The 17,463-nt window shown below is 62.1% G+C and carries 10 protein-coding genes; 5 read left to right on the top strand and 5 right to left on the bottom strand.

What is annotated here, in order from left to right; all coding sequences use genetic code 11:
- Nucleotides 1-6: 6 nt before the first annotated feature.
- Nucleotides 7-1,959 carry a peptidase associated/transthyretin-like domain-containing protein gene (locus tag ACYVGC_RS12210; RefSeq protein WP_460584109.1) on the bottom strand — a complete coding sequence of 651 codons (1,953 nt, stop codon included), beginning with the start codon at nt 1,957-1,959 and terminating at the stop codon, nt 7-9.
- A 98-nt stretch (nt 1,960-2,057) separates the two neighbouring features.
- Nucleotides 2,058-3,239: a ribonuclease D gene (locus tag ACYVGC_RS12205; RefSeq protein ID WP_460584108.1), complete on the bottom strand. Its 1,182-nt coding sequence runs from the start codon at nt 3,237-3,239 to the stop codon at nt 2,058-2,060.
- Between the two features lie 298 nt (nt 3,240-3,537).
- Between ACYVGC_RS12205 and ACYVGC_RS12200 the strand changes: the two genes are divergently transcribed.
- The 4 genes from ACYVGC_RS12200 (at nt 3,538) to ACYVGC_RS12185 (ending at nt 12,927) form a co-directional block, all read left to right on the top strand.
- Complete coding sequence (locus ACYVGC_RS12200) at nt 3,538-6,615, top strand: SusC/RagA family TonB-linked outer membrane protein (RefSeq protein WP_460584107.1); 3,078 nt, start codon at nt 3,538-3,540, stop codon at nt 6,613-6,615.
- A 46-nt stretch (nt 6,616-6,661) separates the two neighbouring features.
- Nucleotides 6,662-8,059 carry a RagB/SusD family nutrient uptake outer membrane protein gene (locus tag ACYVGC_RS12195; protein WP_460584106.1) on the top strand — a complete coding sequence of 466 codons (1,398 nt, stop codon included), beginning with the start codon at nt 6,662-6,664 and terminating at the stop codon, nt 8,057-8,059.
- A 347-nt stretch (nt 8,060-8,406) separates the two neighbouring features.
- A complete protein-coding gene (locus ACYVGC_RS12190) occupies nt 8,407-11,433 on the top strand; it encodes a SusC/RagA family TonB-linked outer membrane protein (RefSeq protein ID WP_460584105.1) in 3,027 nt (1,008 codons plus the stop codon).
- 21 nt (nt 11,434-11,454) lie between these two features.
- Nucleotides 11,455-12,927 (top strand): RagB/SusD family nutrient uptake outer membrane protein, encoded by a 1,473-nt coding sequence (locus tag ACYVGC_RS12185; protein ID WP_460584104.1) that lies wholly within the window; start codon nt 11,455-11,457, stop codon nt 12,925-12,927.
- Nucleotides 12,928-12,982: 55 nt separating this feature from the next.
- On the opposite strand, the gene ACYVGC_RS12180 is transcribed toward ACYVGC_RS12185, so the two are convergent.
- The 3 genes from ACYVGC_RS12180 to ACYVGC_RS12170 all read right to left on the bottom strand — a co-directional run bounded on the left by ACYVGC_RS12180 (nt 12,983) and on the right by ACYVGC_RS12170 (nt 16,097).
- Nucleotides 12,983-13,459 carry a hypothetical protein gene (locus ACYVGC_RS12180; protein ID WP_460584103.1) on the bottom strand — a complete coding sequence of 159 codons (477 nt, stop codon included), beginning with the start codon at nt 13,457-13,459 and terminating at the stop codon, nt 12,983-12,985.
- Between the two features lie 164 nt (nt 13,460-13,623).
- Nucleotides 13,624-15,804, bottom strand: a complete 2,181-nt coding sequence (feoB, locus tag ACYVGC_RS12175; RefSeq protein ID WP_460584102.1) for a ferrous iron transporter B — start codon at nt 15,802-15,804, stop codon at nt 13,624-13,626.
- An 11-nt stretch (nt 15,805-15,815) separates the two neighbouring features.
- A complete protein-coding gene (locus ACYVGC_RS12170; RefSeq protein WP_460584101.1) occupies nt 15,816-16,097 on the bottom strand; it encodes a FeoA family protein in 282 nt (93 codons plus the stop codon).
- 263 nt (nt 16,098-16,360) lie between these two features.
- Here ACYVGC_RS12170 and ACYVGC_RS12165 point away from each other — a divergent pair, with 263 nt between their 5' ends.
- Nucleotides 16,361-17,248: a carboxypeptidase-like regulatory domain-containing protein gene (locus tag ACYVGC_RS12165; protein WP_460584100.1), complete on the top strand. Its 888-nt coding sequence runs from the start codon at nt 16,361-16,363 to the stop codon at nt 17,246-17,248.
- Nucleotides 17,249-17,463 lie beyond the last annotated feature (215 nt).

Genomic DNA, 17,463 nt, shown 5'->3' with positions numbered 1-17,463 from the left:
CCGTACCTACTGCCCCAGCCGGTACAGCACGCCCACGCTCAGCAGCAAATGCCCTGGCTGCCAGGGGCCCGCCGCTGCGGGCTGGCCATTCACAAATACCTGCGCTTCGGCGGCAGGCAGGGCCAGCTCGGCCGCGTGCTGATTGAAGCTAAAGAAGCCGCGGTTTTCTTCAATAAGTAGTTGATTATGATTATTCAACAAAAGCAAATAGCCTAGGTCGGCCACAGCTTCCCAATGGTGGCTGATTTCCAAGCCCAGCCCCAGCTTGGGCAGCAGCGCGCTGGTTACGCGTTGGAGCGAGAGCGTGAGCTGGTCGGCGGCCAGCGGGGTGCCGGCCAAGCGCAGGCTGGCGTTGGGGTTAGCCACGGTGCCCAGGCGGCGGCCAGTGGTTTGGCGCAGGTAGCTCAGACCCACGCGGGCCAGCAGCGGTCGGCCGGGCGGGCGCAGGTTGCGGGCGTAGCCCAGGCCCGCTTCCCAGCCCGCACCAGCCAGCGGCCCCAGCAGCTGGCGCGTGGTGGCGTAGGCGGCCAGGTGCGCCGGCAGGTCGAGCTGGATGCCGAAGCCATAGTGCGCGGCTACTTGCTGATTACTAGTAGTGACCTGAACATCAGCCCGCAACGCACTACTACCGGGAACCAGTACCGCCCGCAAATTGGCCTCTTCGGCCGCTAGTGCCAGCACACCGCCGGTGTAAGCATACCGCAAATGCTGAAGCGGCCGCCACTTTTTGGGAGCTGGCGTAGCGGCCAGGGCCACGGCCACCGGCCGGCGCAGCAGCGTATCGGCGGCGTGCTGGCGGGCCTGGTCGAGCAGCGCCTGCGGGGGCAGCAGCGTGGTAGTGCGCTGCCAAAACGCGGAATCATACGCCACCGGGCTTTGCAAAAAAACGTCGGCAAACTGGCTGCGCGCCTGGTAGCTGGGCGGCGGAACCTGCGCCGTGTCGATGGCCGTAGTCACGAACTCGGCCAGGTGGTGGCGCACATGCCCCGCCAGCGGCCGGCCCAGGGTGTTATACCAAATACTTTTCAAGTAATACCGGCCCGCATAGAGCTGATAATCGGCACGATATGCCCGCTCAGCAGCCTCAAAAACCAGCACCCGCTCTCGCCGGATGCCGGCCGGCGTGCGGTGCCACCGCGCCCCCAAAAACGCGTAGCTGCGCTCGTCAATGTACACCTCGCCTGCAAAACTGGCCCGCTCAGTGCCCGGCCGGGGCGCGAAAGTGATGACATACACCGCCCGCCCCTGAAACGTGGTTTGGGGACTGAGGCGATACTGATACTCCTTGAAGCGGGCCGGGTTGATAAACTCGGCCCTAGTGTGCACAAAATCAAAGCGCTGCGGCACTAACGCGCCGGCCACCCAATCGATGGGCGCCAGCACCGCGCCCGGCTGCGCGGGCCGCAGGTCAACCCGGCGCGCCTCCAGCACCTGCACGTAGCCGAGGTCGCGGGGGTGCTGGTAGCCGGGCTTGGTCACGCGCAGCTGGCCCTCGGCCAGGTAGTCGTAGCGCCGACCGGCAGCCTCGTCGTCCGACTCGCGGTAGAAGCCGGTGAGCTGCACCGGCTGCACTGGGTAGTTGCGCGGAATGCGCGCCACCGCCTCCCGGATAATACCCTCGGCCGACGCCGTGACGCTCACATTGCTCAAGCTGGCCGGGCTGATTTTCAGCTCAATAACCAGCTCGGGGCCCGGCAGCGGCGGCAGCGGCCGGCTGAACTTTTGGTAGCCCAGCAGCGCCACTTGCAGCGCGCTGGCCTGGTAGGCAGCCGGCACCCGCAGCGCAAAGCGGCCATCGAGGTTGGTGTTGGTGCCCAGCCGGTTATCGCCGATGCCGACCTGGGCATTCGGGATGGGCTGGTGAGTGGCGGCATCGAGCACGCGGCCGCGCAACAGCGGGCTTTCCTGGGCCAGCGCGGGCAGGACCAGTAGGATTAGCAGCAACGAAAGCAGCTTCATAAGCGCAAGGTTACGCAAGGTAAAAAGAGGTTTCGCAAGGTGTATCATTACCGACACAACCTGACGAAACCTCTTTTTACTTTGCGTAACCTTGCGCCCTAGCCTTGCAGCGGCGTTTCCAACTCCCCGATAGTTAGGCTGTGCTGGCTGGCGGTTTCGCCCAGCAGCTGGCGCTGCCAGGGGCGCAGGGCAGCCAGGCTACCCTGCTCCACCACGTCGCCGATGAGGCGGTTGCTGAGCACGGTATTGGCCAGCGTGGGGTTGTAGTCGGCGGCCAGGTGGTTTTTGAGGGTGGTGAGCAGCAGCTCGCGGGCTTCGGCCTTGGCAGCAATGGGGCCGCCGAAGCGGCGCTTGAAGGGCGTGGGCCGGCGCTGGTCGGGAGGTAAGGGGCCATCGGGGGCGAGGTCGGCGGTGGCCAGGGCCAGCAGCTCGTCGGCGTAGGGGGCGCGCCTCAGCTCGGGGTGCAGGCCGCCGGCGGCGCGCAGCTCGTTGGGCGTGCCAATGGGCTGGTGCGTGATTTCGGCCAGCCGGTCGTTGCTGAGTACCATGTAGCTGGGGCGGTCGAGCTGCCGCGCCAGGCGGTCGCGCAACGCGTACAGCTCTCGGAAAAGCGGTAGCTCAGCCGGGCCAATGCGAAACTTGCCGGCCAGGCGCAGGTGCGGGCGCAGCTCGTCGCGGCCGTAGCGCACGGCTTCGAGGGCGTGGTTTTCTTCCTGCGCCCACTGGGCGCGGCCCTGCTCTTGCAGGCGCACGGTGAGGCGGTCGGTGAGCTCAAACAGGTAGAGCACGTCGTTGGCGGCGTACTCCTTCTGGGCTTCGGTGAGGGGGCGCTTCAGCCAGTTCGACTTCTGCTCGCCCTTATCCACTTCAAAGCCTAACTCACTCTGAATGAGGCGACCCAGCGAAATATTATTATCCTCCAGGGCCAGCAGCGTGAACTGCACGCTGGTGTCTACGATGGTGCGGCAGGTGACGCCAAACAGCTCGTCGAGCAGCAGGATGTCCGACTTGCAGGAGTGAAACACCTTGGCCACGGCGGGGTCGCGCAGCACGGCAAACAGGGGCTCCAGACCGGCGGCCATCTCAGGCTCCAGCGGTAGCGGGTCGATGAGGTAGACTTCAGTGCCATCAAATACCTGAATGAGTGCCACATGCCGCCCGTAGCGGTAGCGGTTGTCATCAAATTCCAGGTCGATGCCGATGCGCGGCAGGGTGGCGAAGTGGGCGGCCGCGTCGGCCACCTGGGCCGCCGTGGTAAGGTAGTGAATGGTTGGCTTCATGCGTGGCGGCAAAGGTACGGGGCGGCCGGTAGTGCTGGCACGTAACTACTAGGCTTACCTAATAACCAGCAGCCCTAAGTAGACAAAGTATGGCTTTTTAAATCTTACCCTTTATGACAAGGGTGTGCTGAGCATAAATAACTTATTTTTCCTGTAAATTAGGTGAATTTTTTAGGCAATTTCCTCAACTAATGATATTTTTCTCCGATTATGCCCTTTTATTTGCAACCCCTCCTTATACCCACCCTTACTTCTCTTCTTACCGCTTCGCTTCACCAACCTTTCTACCAGTTACTGTATGAGGAACATTTTTACTCCATTGCTCGTGCTGGCTGCCTTGCCGGCACTAGCCCAAACGCAGGCCGTGAGCGGCCGGGTGCTGGCCGCCGATGGCAGCCCGGTGCCGGGGGCCACGGTAGTTGAGCGCGGCACCACCAACGGCGTAAGTAGCAACGCCGATGGCAGCTTTACGCTGGCTGCGCAACCTAGTGCTACGCTGATTATCAGCTCGGTAGGCTACGCTACTCAAACGGTAGCCCTAGGCGGCCGCAACACCCTAACCATCACGCTGGCCGCCGATGCTACCAACCTAGACGAAGCCGTGGTAGTGGGCTACGGCACCCAAACCAAGGCCGAGCTTACGGGCTCAGTGGCGCAGCTGGGCAGCAAAGACGTGGGCAACCAGCCGGTGCAGTCACTGGAGCAGTCCATTCAGGGCAAGGCGGCGGGCGTGTTTATTGAAACGGGCAGCGGCAAGCTGGGCCAGGGCATCCGGGTACGGGTGCGTGGAGTATCGAGCGTGAGCGGCGGCACGCAGCCGCTGTACGTGGTAGATGGCGTGCCAATAGCCGCCGACAACCTATCGTCGACCACGGCCGCAACCAACCCTATTGCCGATATCAACCCCAATGATATTGAGAGCATTAGCGTACTGAAAGACGCGGCCGCCTCGGCCATCTACGGCTCGCGGGCCAGCAACGGGGTGGTACTCATCACCACCAAGCGCGGCAAAGCGGGCGGCACGCGCTTCAATTTCAACATTCAGGGCGGCTACAGCGAGCCGACGCACAAGCGCGAGTTTCTCAACAGCCAGGAGTACGTGACGCTGCTCACCGAGTCGCTGGTGAACCGGGGCGGGGCGGTTGCGGTGCCGGCCAACATTGCGGCCCGCCTCAGCGGCTACGCCGGCGGCGCGGCCGACCCGCTCACCTACGACACCAACTGGCAGGACCAGGTGCTGCAACGCGCCGGCTTTCAGCAGTATGACTTCAACACGAGCGGTGGCACCGACAAAACCCGGTTCTTTCTCTCGGGCCAGTACAGCAAGCAGAAGGGCATCATCGTCAGCAACCAGTACGAGCGCATTGCCTCGCGCTTCAACATTGACCACCAGGCCAACAGCTGGCTCTCGTTTGGCCTGAACCTGACGGCCTCGCGCTCGGTCAACAACCGCGTGCCCAACGACAACGCCTTCAGCACCCCCATGCAGATTGTGGCGCTGGCCCCCATTACGCCCCTCATCGACCCGCGCTCGGGCCAGCTGAGCGGCGCACTCGACCCCGCCACGGGCCTGCCTAACAACGGTACCAATGCGTTTCCGTTCTACTACAACCCGCTGCTCAGCATTCAGGGCGGCTCGTACGTGGCCACGGTGTACCGGCTGCTCGGCAACGTGTATGCGCAGGCGCAGCTGGCCAAGGGGCTGCTTTTCCGCTCGGAGCTGGGCACCGATGTCATCTCCCAAACCGAGGAGCAGTACCTGGGCCGCGTGACATCGCGCAACACGGGCAATACCAACGGCTTCGGCCTCAATGCGGCTACCAACAACACGAAAGTGGTGGTTAACAACTACTTCGCTTACCGCAACACGCTGGGCGAAAACCACGCCCTAGATTTTACCCTGGGCACGAGCTACGAGGCGGCCAACATCAGCGGCAACAGCGTGACGGGCACCCAGTTTGCCTCCGATTCGTACCGCACCATCGACAACGCCTCGCAAATCACGGCCGGCACCTCGTACACCACCGGCAACACACTGGTGTCGTACTTCGGGCGGGCTTCCTACGCCTTTGCGGGCAAGTACCTGCTGGGGGCCAGCGCCCGCCTCGACGGCTCGTCGCGCTTCGGCGTAGAGCGGCGCTTCGGCCTGTTTCCGGCCGGCTCGGTGGGCTGGGTAATTTCGGAAGAAAGCTTTTTGAAGAATAACCGCACCCTGAGCCTGCTCAAGCTGCGGGCCAGCATCGGCAAAACCGGCAACAACAACTTCGGCAACTTTGCCTCGCGCGGCCTCTACACGGGCAGCGGCGCGGGCTACGTGGGCACCCCCGGCCAGCGGCCTTCCCAGCTGGGCAACGACTTCCTGAACTGGGAATCGACGGTGCAGTACGACGCGGGCCTGGAATACGGCTTGTTTGACAACCGCATCAGCGGCGAGGTCGACATCTACCGCAAAAACACGACCGGCTTGCTGCTGGCCCAGCCGGTGCCCGGCACCTCGGGCTTCTCGACCTACAACGCCAACGTGGGCAGCCTGCGCAACCAGGGTATCGAGCTGACGCTGACCACGCGCAACCTGGTGGGCGCCTTTACCTGGACGACCAGCGTGAACGCGGCCCTCAATAAGAACAAAATCATTGACCTGGCCGGCCCCGACATTCTGGGTAGCTTCCTCAACCGGGCCCAGGCCGGGCAGCCGCTGGGCGTGTTTGTGGGCCCCGAGTACGCGGGCGTAGACCCCGCCAATGGCAACGCGCTCTACTACCTGAATACGGCCAACGCCGACGGCACCCTCAACCGGGGCACGACGACCAATATCAACTCAGCGGCCAACGTGCCCATCGGCAACCCCAACCCGACCTGGACGGGCGGCATCACCAACACGCTTTCGTTCAAGGGCTTCGACCTGACGGCCACGCTGGTGGGCGTGTTTGGCAACCAGATTTACGACGGAGCCGCACCGTTCTTCTCGGTGGGCTTCAACAATGGCTACGACAACCAGACGCGCGACCAGCTCAACCGCTGGCAGAAGCCGGGCGACATCACCAACGTGCCCAAGGCCATTTATGTCGGTGGCAACGGCACCGGCCAGTCGTCGCGCTTTGTGCAAAACGGCGACTACGGCCGCCTGCGCTCGGTACTGCTGGGCTACAACCTGCCCGGCACCCTGGCCAAACGCGCGTTTCTGCAATCGGCCCGCGTATTTGTGCAGGGCTATAACTTACTCACGTTCACCAAGTACACTGGCTGGGACCCCGAAGTAAGCGCCGATTATACCACTGGCGGCGGGGCCACTTCGAGCAACATCAGCCAGGGCATCAGCTTCTACACGGCGCCCCAGGCCCGCACCTACACCATTGGCCTCAACCTTGGTTTTTAGGCCCGCGGCCCGCTCCTTCCCTCCCCTCTTAGCCTTTAGTAACGATATGAAAAAGATAGTACCCGGCCTTTTGGCCGCCGCGCTGCTGGCCACCGGCCTGCTGCCCGGCTGCAACAGCAAGCTCGACGTGCAGCCCGTGACCTTCATCGACTCGGCCAATGCCTTCAACAATGCCAGCGACGTGCAGGCGGCGCTGGTGAGCTGCTACGCGGGCCTGCAAAGCGGCAACCTCTACGGCGGCTACCTGCAAATGATGACCGACCTGCTGGCCGACAACGGCGACGAGAGCTTCGTGGGCACGTTTACGCAGCCCCAGGAGGCCCAGCGCAAAACCCTACTCATCACCAACAGCCAGGTGAGTGCCACCTGGCTGAGCGCCTACGACGTCATCAACCGCACCAACGGCGTACTGGCCAACCTCACCAAGCTTACCACGCCGGCCCAGCAGGCCAGCGCCGAGGGCGAGGCGAAGTTCATTCGCTCGCTGGTGTATTTTGACCTGGTGCGCATGTTTGGCCGGGCCTGGAACGATGGCACGCCCGCCAGCAACCCCGGCGTGCCGCTGGTCCTCACGCCCACCAACACCATTGCCGATGCCGTGCCCCAGCCGCGCAACTCGGTGGCCGAAGTTTACGCCCAGGTCGTCACCGACCTTACCGCGGCCGAGGCGCGCCTCACCACAAGCGGCGGCTTCAACACGTTTTCGGCCACGCGCTACGCCTGCGCGGCGCTGCTGGCGCGGGTGTATTTGCAGCAGGGCGACTTTACCAATGCCGCCGCCGCGGCCAACCGGGCCACGGCGGGCTCGTTTCGGCTCAACGGCTACTATGGCGACAACTTTGGCTACAACCTGACTGCCAACACCACCAGCGCGCTGGTAGCCAACACAACGGAGGATATTTTCGCCATTCAGATAACCGCTCAAAGCGGTACTAATCAGCTCAATACCTTCTACGCCCGCAACCGCCGCGCCGACGTCAACGTGCTGCCGCAATTCACGAGCCTGTTCGAAACCGGCGATAGCCGCGCCACGCTCTACACGGCGGCTACGGCCACTACGGCCTCCTTCACCCGCAAGTACGACGCCCAGTATGGCAACGTAAAAATGCTGCGCCTCGATGAGGTGCTGCTCACCCGCGCCGAGGCCAACTTCCGGGCCGGCACTACGGTGGGTGCCACTCCGCTGGCCGACGTGAACACGGTGCGCGCCCGGGCGGCCCTGCCAGCCCTGACGGCCGTTACGCTGCCCATCATCCTGAAGGAGCGCCGCCTGGAATTAGCTTTTGAGGGCTTCCGCCTCGGCGACCTCAAGCGCAACCAGCAAAGCACCACCGACCCACTCACCGGCACCGCCATCGCTTGGAATGCCAGCCGCCTGGTCTTTCCCATTCCATTCCGCGAAACCAACGCCAACCCACTACTAGTGCAGAACGCCGGCTACTAAACTGGTGCTCACAAGTAAGACTACGCAATTAGAAGAGGCTTCCAACGCACGTTGGAAGCCTCTTTTTTTGACCGGGCGGCAAAGCCACAGTAGGGCTGACTGGCGTTTTCCTGACTTCTGCCAGGTGAGGGGGTCATATCTGAAAACCGTTTTTTTACCCATTAAACAGCATTATTCAGCCCCTCAATACATGAAGGAATGCTGTTTTTCGAGCAAAGCATCCGATTTTGAAGGTCATTTGCTTAATGTGCGCTTTATTTGCGGCTGGCTATTTTGCCTATCAATGGCAATTGTCATTTTTTAGCTGCGCTTTCCACCACCACTTCTTTTAACCTTTTCCTTACCCTATGAGAAATATTTTAATACCAATGATGGTGGTGGCGGCCCTGCCGGCGCTGGCGCAGACCCAGGTGGTCAGCGGCCGCGTGGTGGGGGCCGACGGCAATGCCATTCCGGGAGCCACGGTAGTGGAGCGCGGCACCACCAACGGCGTAAGCAGCGGGGCCGACGGCAACTTCTCGCTGTCGGTAAAGCCGCAGGCCACGCTCATTATCAGCTCCATTGGCTTCACCACGCAGAATGTGGCAGTGGGCAGCCGCAGCAGCGTAAACGTGACGCTGGCCACCAGTGCCACCACCCTCGACGAGGCCGTGGTAGTGGGCTACGGCACCCAAACCAAGGCTGACCTAACCGGTGCGGTAACCCAGATTTCAGGTAACAGTATTCAGAACCAACCGGTTACCAGCTTCGAGCAGTCCATCCAGGGCCGCACGCCGGGCGTGGTTATCAACCAGGGCAGCGGCAAGCTGGGCCAGGGCATCAACATTCAGGTGCGCGGCACGTCGTCGGTAACGGCATCCAACCGCCCGCTGTATATAATTGACGGCGTGCCGATTACGTTTCAGGACCAGTCGTCGGCCGGTGATGAGCCGCTCAACCCGCTGGCCGACCTCAACCCCAACGACATCGAGAGCATCAGCATTCTGAAGGATGCCTCGTCTACGGCCATCTACGGCTCGCGGGCCTCGAATGGCGTGGTACTCATTACGACCCGCAAAGGCAAGCAGGGCCAAACCAAGATAACGGCCGGCTACTACTACGGCACCAGCGCCCCCACCCGCTTCCGGCAGTTTTTGAACGCCGACCAGTACAAAACGCTACTGGCCGAGTCGATTACCAACGCGGGCTACATCGACCCGCAAAACGGCTACGCCGACCTCACGGAAGCCTTTGCGCAGGAAGGTGGCCTCGATTACAACTCAACCTACAACACACCCTGGGACCGGCTGGCGTTCCGCAACAATGGCAAGTACAAGCTTTTTGGCAGTAACGCGGCCAACGTGGCGCAGTACGATTTTAGCGCCGCGGGCGGCGATGCCAAAACGCGCTTCTTTTTGAGCGGCACCTTTAATGACCAGAAGGGCATTATCGTGGGCAACCGCTTTCGGCGCGGTAGCCTGCGCCTCAACCTCGACCACAGCATCACCGATAAGATTCGCGTGGGGCTGAACAGCTCGCTGGCGCGCACCGTGAACGAGCGGGTGGCGGGCGACAATGCGTTCTCTAACCCCTTACAGCTCAACGCGCTCACGCCGATTCAGCCGCAGTTTGACCCCACTACCGGGCTGCTAAATGCCGCAACCATCTACTACAACAACCTGATTGACCAAGAGCTGGGCTCGAACCGGGCGGGCACGTACCGCTCGTTTACCTCGGGCTACCTCAACGTGACGCCCGTGAAGGGCCTGACGCTGCGCTCGGAAATCGGGGGCGACTTCCTCAACCTCAACGAGGACCTGGTGCGTGGCGCGGGCACCCAGGACGGCGGCGCTACCGGCTACGCCTTCAACGCCCAAACCCAGACGGTTAACTACACCAATACCAACACGGCGACATACAACTACGACCTCACCGACGACCACCACTTCGATGTGCTGGTGGGCGAGTCGTACCAGCGCTCCGACACCAAGATAACGAGCGCCGAGGGCCGGGGATTCCCCACCACCGAGTTTACCCGCATTGCCAGCGCGGCCATCAAAACCGGCGGCAACTCGTCGTTTGGCACGGGCTACTCGTTCCTCTCCTACTTCGCCCGCCTCAACTACAACTTCCAGGGCAAGTACCTGGTGTCGGGTAGCGTGCGGCGCGATGGCTCGTCGCGCTTCGGGGCCAACAACCGCTACGGCACCTTCGGGGCTGGCTCGGTGGGCTACCTCATTTCGGAGGAAAGCTTCCTGAAGGGCAACACTACCCTTAACCTGCTGAAGGTGCGCGCCAGCTACGGCGTAACCGGCAACGGCGAAATCGGCAACTTCAACTCGCGCCGCTTCGTGTCGGCCCTGCCCTACGCCGACCAGTCGGGCATTGCCCCCGATGCCAACATCGGCAACCCTAACCTGAGCTGGGAAACGACCAAGCAAGTGGATTTGGGCGTGGAGTTCGGCTTCCTCAACAACCGCATTTCGGGTGAGGTGGACGTGTACCAGAAAAACACCACTGGCCTGCTGCTCAACCGCCAGCTGCCGCTCACCAGCGGCTACACCACCATCACCGAAAACGTGGGCGCGCTGCGCAACAAAGGCCTCGAAATTGCGCTGAACGCGCGCATCTTCGACGGTGACTTTAAGTGGAGCATCGGTGGCAACATCTCGTTCAACCGCAACCTCATCACCAACCTGCCGCAGCCGATTATCCCCACCGGCAACACCCTCAGCCGCGTGATGCAGGACCAGCCGCTGGGCGTGTTCTACGCCAAGCGCTACGCGGGCGTAGATGCCGCAAATGGCGATGCGCTCTACTACAACGCCGACGGTTCGAAGACTAATAGCTACGCGGCGGCCCCCATCCAGAAGGTGGGCAACCCCAACCCCAAGTACACGGGCGGCGTGAACACCAACTTCAGCTACAAAGGCTTCGACCTGAGCGCGCTGGGCCAGTTCACCTACGGCAACGACATCTACAACGCGGCCGGCGTGTACCAGTCGGCCAATGCTGATTACTTTGATAACCAGACCGTTGACCAGCTCAACCGCTGGCAAAAAGCTGGCGACGTTACCGACGTGCCCCAGGCCCGCTACCTGGAAAGCAACGGCACCAACACGTCGTCGCGCTGGATTCAGGACGGCTCATTCTTCCGCATCAAGAACGTGACGCTGGGCTACAACCTGCCCGGCGACCTCGTGAAAAAAGGCTACCTCCAAACCGTGCGCGTGTACCTCACGGCCCAGAATCTGGCCACCTTCACCAGCTACACTGGCTACGACCCCGAGGTGAGCACCTACGGCTTGGGCACGGCCAACTACCTGCTAGGTCACGACTTCTACACCCCGCCGCTGGCCAAAACCTTCCTGCTGGGCGTGAACCTGGGCTTTTAATCAGTTGACTTACTACGCGATATGAAAAATAAATTTATTTGGCCAGCCTGCGCGCTGGCATTGGGCCTGAGCCTGGCGGGCTGCAAAGACGCGCTGGACATTGCGCCCCTGCAAAGCATCGACGCCGCCACCGCCTACAACACGTCGCAGAAAGTAGCGGCCGGCGTGGTAGGCGCCTATGCCCGCCTCGACAACCCCCGCCTCTACGGCACCGACTTGGTGCTGGTGCCCGAGCTGCTGGGCGGCGATGGCTACCTCAACTGGGACGGCTCGTTTCAGAACTACCGCCAGATTCGGGCGCACACCCAGATTGCTACACTCTCAAACGCCGAAGGCATCTGGACACAGGCCTACGCGGCCATTACCCAGTGCAACCTGGTGCTCGCCAACCTGGATGTCGTAACCGACCCCGGCCAGAAAAGCCAGTATGAGGGCGAGGTTTCGTTTATTCGGGGCGCTATGTACTTCGAGCTGGTGCGCCTCTACGCCCAGCAGTACCAGGCCGGCGGGGCCAACGCCCAGCCCGGCGTGCCCATCAACCTAGTGCCCGTAACCACCACTGAGCAGGCCGACACCAAGCTGGCCCGCAGCACCGTGCAGGAAGTGTATGCGCAGGTTATCAAGGACTTGCAGAACGCTATTGCCAAGCTGCCGGCCCAGAACATCTCGCGCGCTTCCAAGTACTCGGCCGAGGCCATGCTGGCCCGCGTGTACTTGCAGCAGGGCAACTACGCCGCCGCCCGCACCGCAGCCAACGACGTAATCGCGAACAGCGGCGCGACGCTGGTGGGCTCGGTAGCCGCCGTGTTTGCCAACCGCAACAGCGCCGAGAGCCTGTTTGAGATTCAGCAAAACGACCAAAACAACGCCGGCACCAGCAACGACGGCTTGGCCACCTACTTCGCCGGCTACAGCCCCAACGGCGACCAAACCGTACTCTACGGCCGCGGTGACGTGCGCGTACTCCCCGCTTTTTCTAACTTGTATGGGGACAGCGACGTGCGCGGCACTGACTCCCTATCGGCCATTACCACCAAAAAGCTGATTTACCTCAGCGACGGCAACAACCGTTCGGGCCGCCTGCGCACGCTGAAGTGGCGCACCTACGGCCAGAACATCCCCGTTATTCGCCTGGCCGAGATGTACCTCATCCGGGCTGAGGGGGATGCCCGGGCCGGCAACTTCGCCACCGCCACCCGGGACGTGAACTTGGTACGGGCCCGCTCGGGCGCGTCGGCGCTCACTACCGCTAGCGTCAACGACATCTTGCGCGAGCGTCAGTTGGAGCTTGCTTTCGAAGGCTTCCGCATCCACGACCTGCGGCGCACCAACGGTATCGTGATTGCCGCCGTACCCGCCAGACCTGCTACGGCCGATACGCCCGCTACACCCTTCGTACCCGCCGTACTGGCTAGCGACCAGCGCTTTATTCTGCCCATTCCGCAGCGCGAAATCAATAACAACTCGCTGCTGACGCAGAACGCCGGCTACTAGCCCACGTTGAATTCGTCATAAAAAAGGCCGCCCCGATTACCGGGGCGGCCTTTTTTTATTCGTCGTGGTCGTCTTCGTTGCGAGCCTCAAGGTCCAGCTCGCGGGCGAGGTCCACGGCCTCGTATTCTATCTGGGCCAGCAGGTCGGGCGCGTCGGCATCGAGGGTGCGGGCGAAGAGGTCGAGCAGCGCCTCCCCTTCATCGTTGACGTAGAGGTTGGTATAAATCTGCTCGAAGAGCTTGTTTTCCTTGTGAATCTGCTTGTCGATATCGGCCGGCGACTGGGCCGTGTTGAGGGCACGGTGTAGCACAGCGGCGGCGCGGCGGGCCTCCTCGTGCTCGCCCAGGTCGGCCAGTAGGCGCAGCAGGATGGTCGCCACGCCCAGCCGCCACTGCTCGAAGCGGAAGGGCTGCTCGCGCGCCGTGGCCCGCTCAAAGCCGGCGTGCACGCCCAGCGTGGCCGGCGTGAGGTAAGTAGCCTGGTCATCAGGCGTGCGGAAGGCGAGGCGGAGCAGGGTTTCGTAGGTTGTCATAAAAGGATTTAGAGTTTAGAAATCGGTTGTCATTGCGGGCGCAACGCAGTGGAGCGCGGCAATCTTTCCTGCACGGCCGGGTTACTAATCCATTGAAAGCAAGCGACAAGGAAAGATTGCCACGCTCCACTGCGTTGCGCTCGCAATGACAACGATTCTTAAACTCAGGAAAATACTTGCCACACGAACAGCGAGGCGGCGTAGGCCAGGCCGGTCATGTACACGAGCTGGCCCAAGGGCCAGCGCCAGCTTTTGGTTTCGCGGTAGGTCACGGCCAGCGTGCTCATACACTGCATGGCAAATACGTAGAACACGAGTAGCGACAGCGCCCGCACCGGCGTAAAAAACGGGCGGCCCTGCGCATCTTTCTCGCTGGCCAGCTTCTGCTGCACCGTGCCGAGGTCGGCGTCCTGGCCCACGCTGTAAATGGTGCTCATAGTGCCCACAAATACCTCGCGGGCCGCGAAGGACGTGAGCAGCGCGATGCCAATTTTCCAATCGAAGCCCAGCGGGCGGATAACCGGCTCGATAACGTGGCCGAAGGTGCCGGCGTAGGAGGTTTCGAGGCGGGCCGAGGCCACGCGGCGCTCGGTTTCGGCAGCGGGCCAGCGCTGGGCGGTGGCTTGCTGCTGCACCTGGGCTTCGGCCTGGGCCTGGCGCTGGCCGGGGCCGTAGCTGGCTAACACCCACAGCAGCACCGAGATAGCAATAATAACCTTGCCCGCCTGCGTCACGAAGGCCTTCACCTTCTCCACAATGGTGAGGCCCACGTTTTTCCAGCGCGGCCAGCGGTACACCGGGAATTCCATGATGAAGTAGCTACGCTCGCGGGCCTTGAGCACCGCCTTCAGCACCAAGGCCGAGAGCAGCGCCGAGCCCAGGCCCAGCAGGTAAAGGCCCATGAGCACCAGCCCGCGCATGTTGAAAATGCCCAGCCAGCTGGCATCGGGCACCACCAGCGCCACCAGCACCGTGTACACCGGAATACGCGCCGAGCACGACATCAGCGGCGTCACAAAAATGGTGAGCATCCGGTCCTTCCAGCTCTCGATGGTGCGCGCGCCCATGATGGCCGGCACCGCGCAGGCCAGCCCAGAAATGAGCGGCACCACGCTTTTACCACTGAGGCCAAAAGGCCGCATCAGCTTGTCCATGAGGAAGGTAACGCGGGCCATGTAGCCCGTTTCTTCCAGCACTGCCAAAAAGGCGAAGAGCAAGGCAATCTGCGGAATGAAGATGAGCACGCCGCCCAGGCCAGCAATGATACCCTCGGTGAGCAGGCGCACCAGCGGCCCGCTAAAGCGCGCCTGAATGGCCCCGCTCAGCGCCGAAATGCCCTGGTCAATCAAATCCATTGGGTACTGCGCCCAGGCAAAAATGGCCTGAAACAGCAGAAACAGAATGGCCAGAAAAATAGCGTAGCCAAACACACGGTGCGTCAGCACTTTGTCAATGCGGTTGGAGGCCGGCTCGCGGCGCTCGGTGCGCGTCACGGTCACCACCTCCAGCAGCAGCTCGTTGATGTGGGCGTAGCGGCCCACGGTTTCGGCCGCCTGCTGGGCCGTCGAGTCAAATTGATATTGCGCAGTGAGTTGCGCCAGATACTCGCGGTCGGCCTCGCTCAAAAAGTGGAGCTGCCGAAACTGGTGCGCGTAGTGCAGCGCCAGGTAGTCGTTGGGCAGTTCAAAGTGCTGCCGAATGCTGGCAAGCAGCGGTTGCAACTCGGCGGTGGGCTGCCAAAAGCGGCCGGCGGGCGGCGCGGCGGCCAAGCGGTCGGCCATCAGGATGCGGAGGGCGGCCAGGCCCACGCCCTTGCGGGCATTCATGGGCACCACGGGCACGCCCAACTCGCGCTCCAGCGCCACCGTGTCGAGCTGAATGCCGCGGTCGGCGGCCACGTCGGTCATGTTCAGGGCCAGGATGGCGGGCAGGCCTAGGTCGGCGAGCTGCGAAAACAGCAGCAGGCTGCGGCGCAGGTTGCTGGCGTCCACGGTCACCACCACAAAATCGGGATAGTCGGCTGAGAGCGGGTTATAGAGCAGGTCGGCGATTACGCGCTCGTCGAGGCTTTTGGGGTAGAGCGAGTAGGTGCCGGGCAGGTCCACTACCTCAGCCCGGCGCTGGCCCCCAAGCTGGGCAATGCCCGTTTTGCGGTCCACCGTGACGCCCGGAAAATTGCCGACCTTCTGGTTGAGGCCCGTGAGCTGGTTGAAGAGCGAGGTTTTGCCCGAATTGGGGTTGCCGATGAGGGCCAGGCGGGGCAGGCGGCCAGCCGGGGGCACGGCGCTCCCGGTGCCGGGTTGCGGCAAAGTCGGCCGCTCGTCCTGCTGGATAGCACCCGCCATAAGCTTGATAATTAATCTTTTAACTGGATAGTAAGTGCCTCGCTCACGCGCAGCGATAGCGTATATTCCTCATCGCCGAGCACCAGCATCAGCGGGTCGCCGAGGGGGGCGCGGCCGGCGAGGCGCACCTGCGTGCCGGGGATACAGCCCATTTCGAGTAGTTTGAGAGCCATTTCCGGGTCTTTGAGGCAGCACACGGTGGCGGTTTCACCGTGGCGCAGGTCGTTGGCGGTGCGGCGGGCAGGTGCCGACTGCGGAGCAGCCACGGCGGCGGAACGACGAAAAAGAGCCACGAGCGGAACGGGTTTAGTTATTTAGATTGAATTCAAACAAAGATACGGCCGTTTGGTTGGCGGGGCCACAAAACCGGGATATTTTCGGCATTTTTCAGCCCACAAATGTGCAATCTGAACCAATTGCGGGCTACGTATTTGGGGCCGCCGCAATTAGCCTGGCGCGGCTGTATTAATACTTGCTTTTTCACCCTTAGTTTTGCACTAACTACGCCTTTTTCTACCAACAAATGTTTAAACGTTTATTTTATTTTGCACTATTCGTGTGTGCCGTCGGCGGAAATGCCCAGGCGCAGACAACCACTCCGGCGGCTCCCGCGATGCTGGCGGGTAAAATCATCGACAAGGCCACGAAAGAGCCGCTGCCCTTCACCTCCCTCAGCCTGAAAGAAGACCAGACGGGCGCACTGAGCAACGAGTTTGGGGTTTTTCAGCTGCCCGGGCCGCTGAAAAACGAAACCGACTCGCTTATTGTGATGGCGCTGGGCTACGAGCACCTGGCCATTGCCGTGCAGCGCGGCAAGCCCATTGCCAATATGGTACTCGAAGTGAGCCGCCGCGCAATTGCGCTGGGCACCGTAACCGTGAAGGGCGGCAAAGTGAAAAACCTGGAGTTGGGGGCCAATGGCAACCGCCCCGGCGAGGGCCTGCTGCAAGGCCAGCCCGGCGGCCAGTACGCCTTCTTTGTGAAGAATGACAAGAACAAACGCCTCGGCAACATCCGCTCGGTGTCGTTCTACATCGGCGAAAACGGCTTCCCGCGCGAGCCGTTCCGGGTGCGGCTGTACAAGCCCGACGGCAACTACAGCTCGCCCAATACCGACATCCTCACCGACAACGTGGTGGTATCGGCCCCCAAGGGCGGCCAGTGGTACACAGTGGACCTGACGCCCTACAACGTAACGGCCCCCGAGGAAGGCTTCTTCGTGGCCATGGAGTGGATTGTGAGTGGCGATAAGTTCTTCAATACCAACTTTATGGACGACAGCTACACGCCCTACGGCCAGATTATGCGCCCCACTTTCGAGTTCAAAGAAAGCCGCACCTGGACATACAGCATTGCCAAGGGCTGGACGCTGCTCACGATGGCCACCGCCGCCGGCCAGCACTACAACGCCATGATTAAGGCCGAGGTAGATATGATTAAGTAAGCAACCAGGTGCCACAAACTACCTGAGGGCCAATGCGTTAGCCAATTCACGTTACTGAATAAGCTAACGCATTGGCCCTTAAGCAGTTTAATTCCAAATCAAGTACCAGGTTTCGCAGCCACGCTTCAGCTCCCCGAGCGAAGCGACTTGAGCTACGGGCGGGGCCGGGGTAGCTAAGGCACCGGCCCCGCCCAGTGGCCATAGCTTGTGCCAGC

This window comes from Hymenobacter arcticus (assembly GCF_054779975.1).
Note: the sequence above shows the minus strand (reverse complement) of the source record. Positions and strands in the feature narration are given on the sequence as shown.

What these genes read in the sequence shown, in the direction of transcription:
- ACYVGC_RS12210 (WP_460584109.1), bottom strand. Translation starts at nt 1,959, where the DNA reads ATGAAGCTGCTTTCGTTGCTGCTAATCCTACTGGTCCTGCCCGCGCTG.
- ACYVGC_RS12205 (WP_460584108.1), bottom strand. Translation starts at nt 3,239, where the DNA reads ATGAAGCCAACCATTCACTACCTTACCACGGCGGCCCAGGTGGCCGAC.
- ACYVGC_RS12200 (WP_460584107.1), top strand. Translation starts at nt 3,538, where the DNA reads ATGAGGAACATTTTTACTCCATTGCTCGTGCTGGCTGCCTTGCCGGCA.
- ACYVGC_RS12195 (WP_460584106.1), top strand. Translation starts at nt 6,662, where the DNA reads ATGAAAAAGATAGTACCCGGCCTTTTGGCCGCCGCGCTGCTGGCCACC.
- ACYVGC_RS12190 (WP_460584105.1), top strand. Translation starts at nt 8,407, where the DNA reads ATGAGAAATATTTTAATACCAATGATGGTGGTGGCGGCCCTGCCGGCG.
- ACYVGC_RS12185 (WP_460584104.1), top strand. Translation starts at nt 11,455, where the DNA reads ATGAAAAATAAATTTATTTGGCCAGCCTGCGCGCTGGCATTGGGCCTG.
- ACYVGC_RS12180 (WP_460584103.1), bottom strand. Translation starts at nt 13,459, where the DNA reads ATGACAACCTACGAAACCCTGCTCCGCCTCGCCTTCCGCACGCCTGAT.
- feoB (WP_460584102.1), bottom strand. Translation starts at nt 15,804, where the DNA reads ATGGCGGGTGCTATCCAGCAGGACGAGCGGCCGACTTTGCCGCAACCC.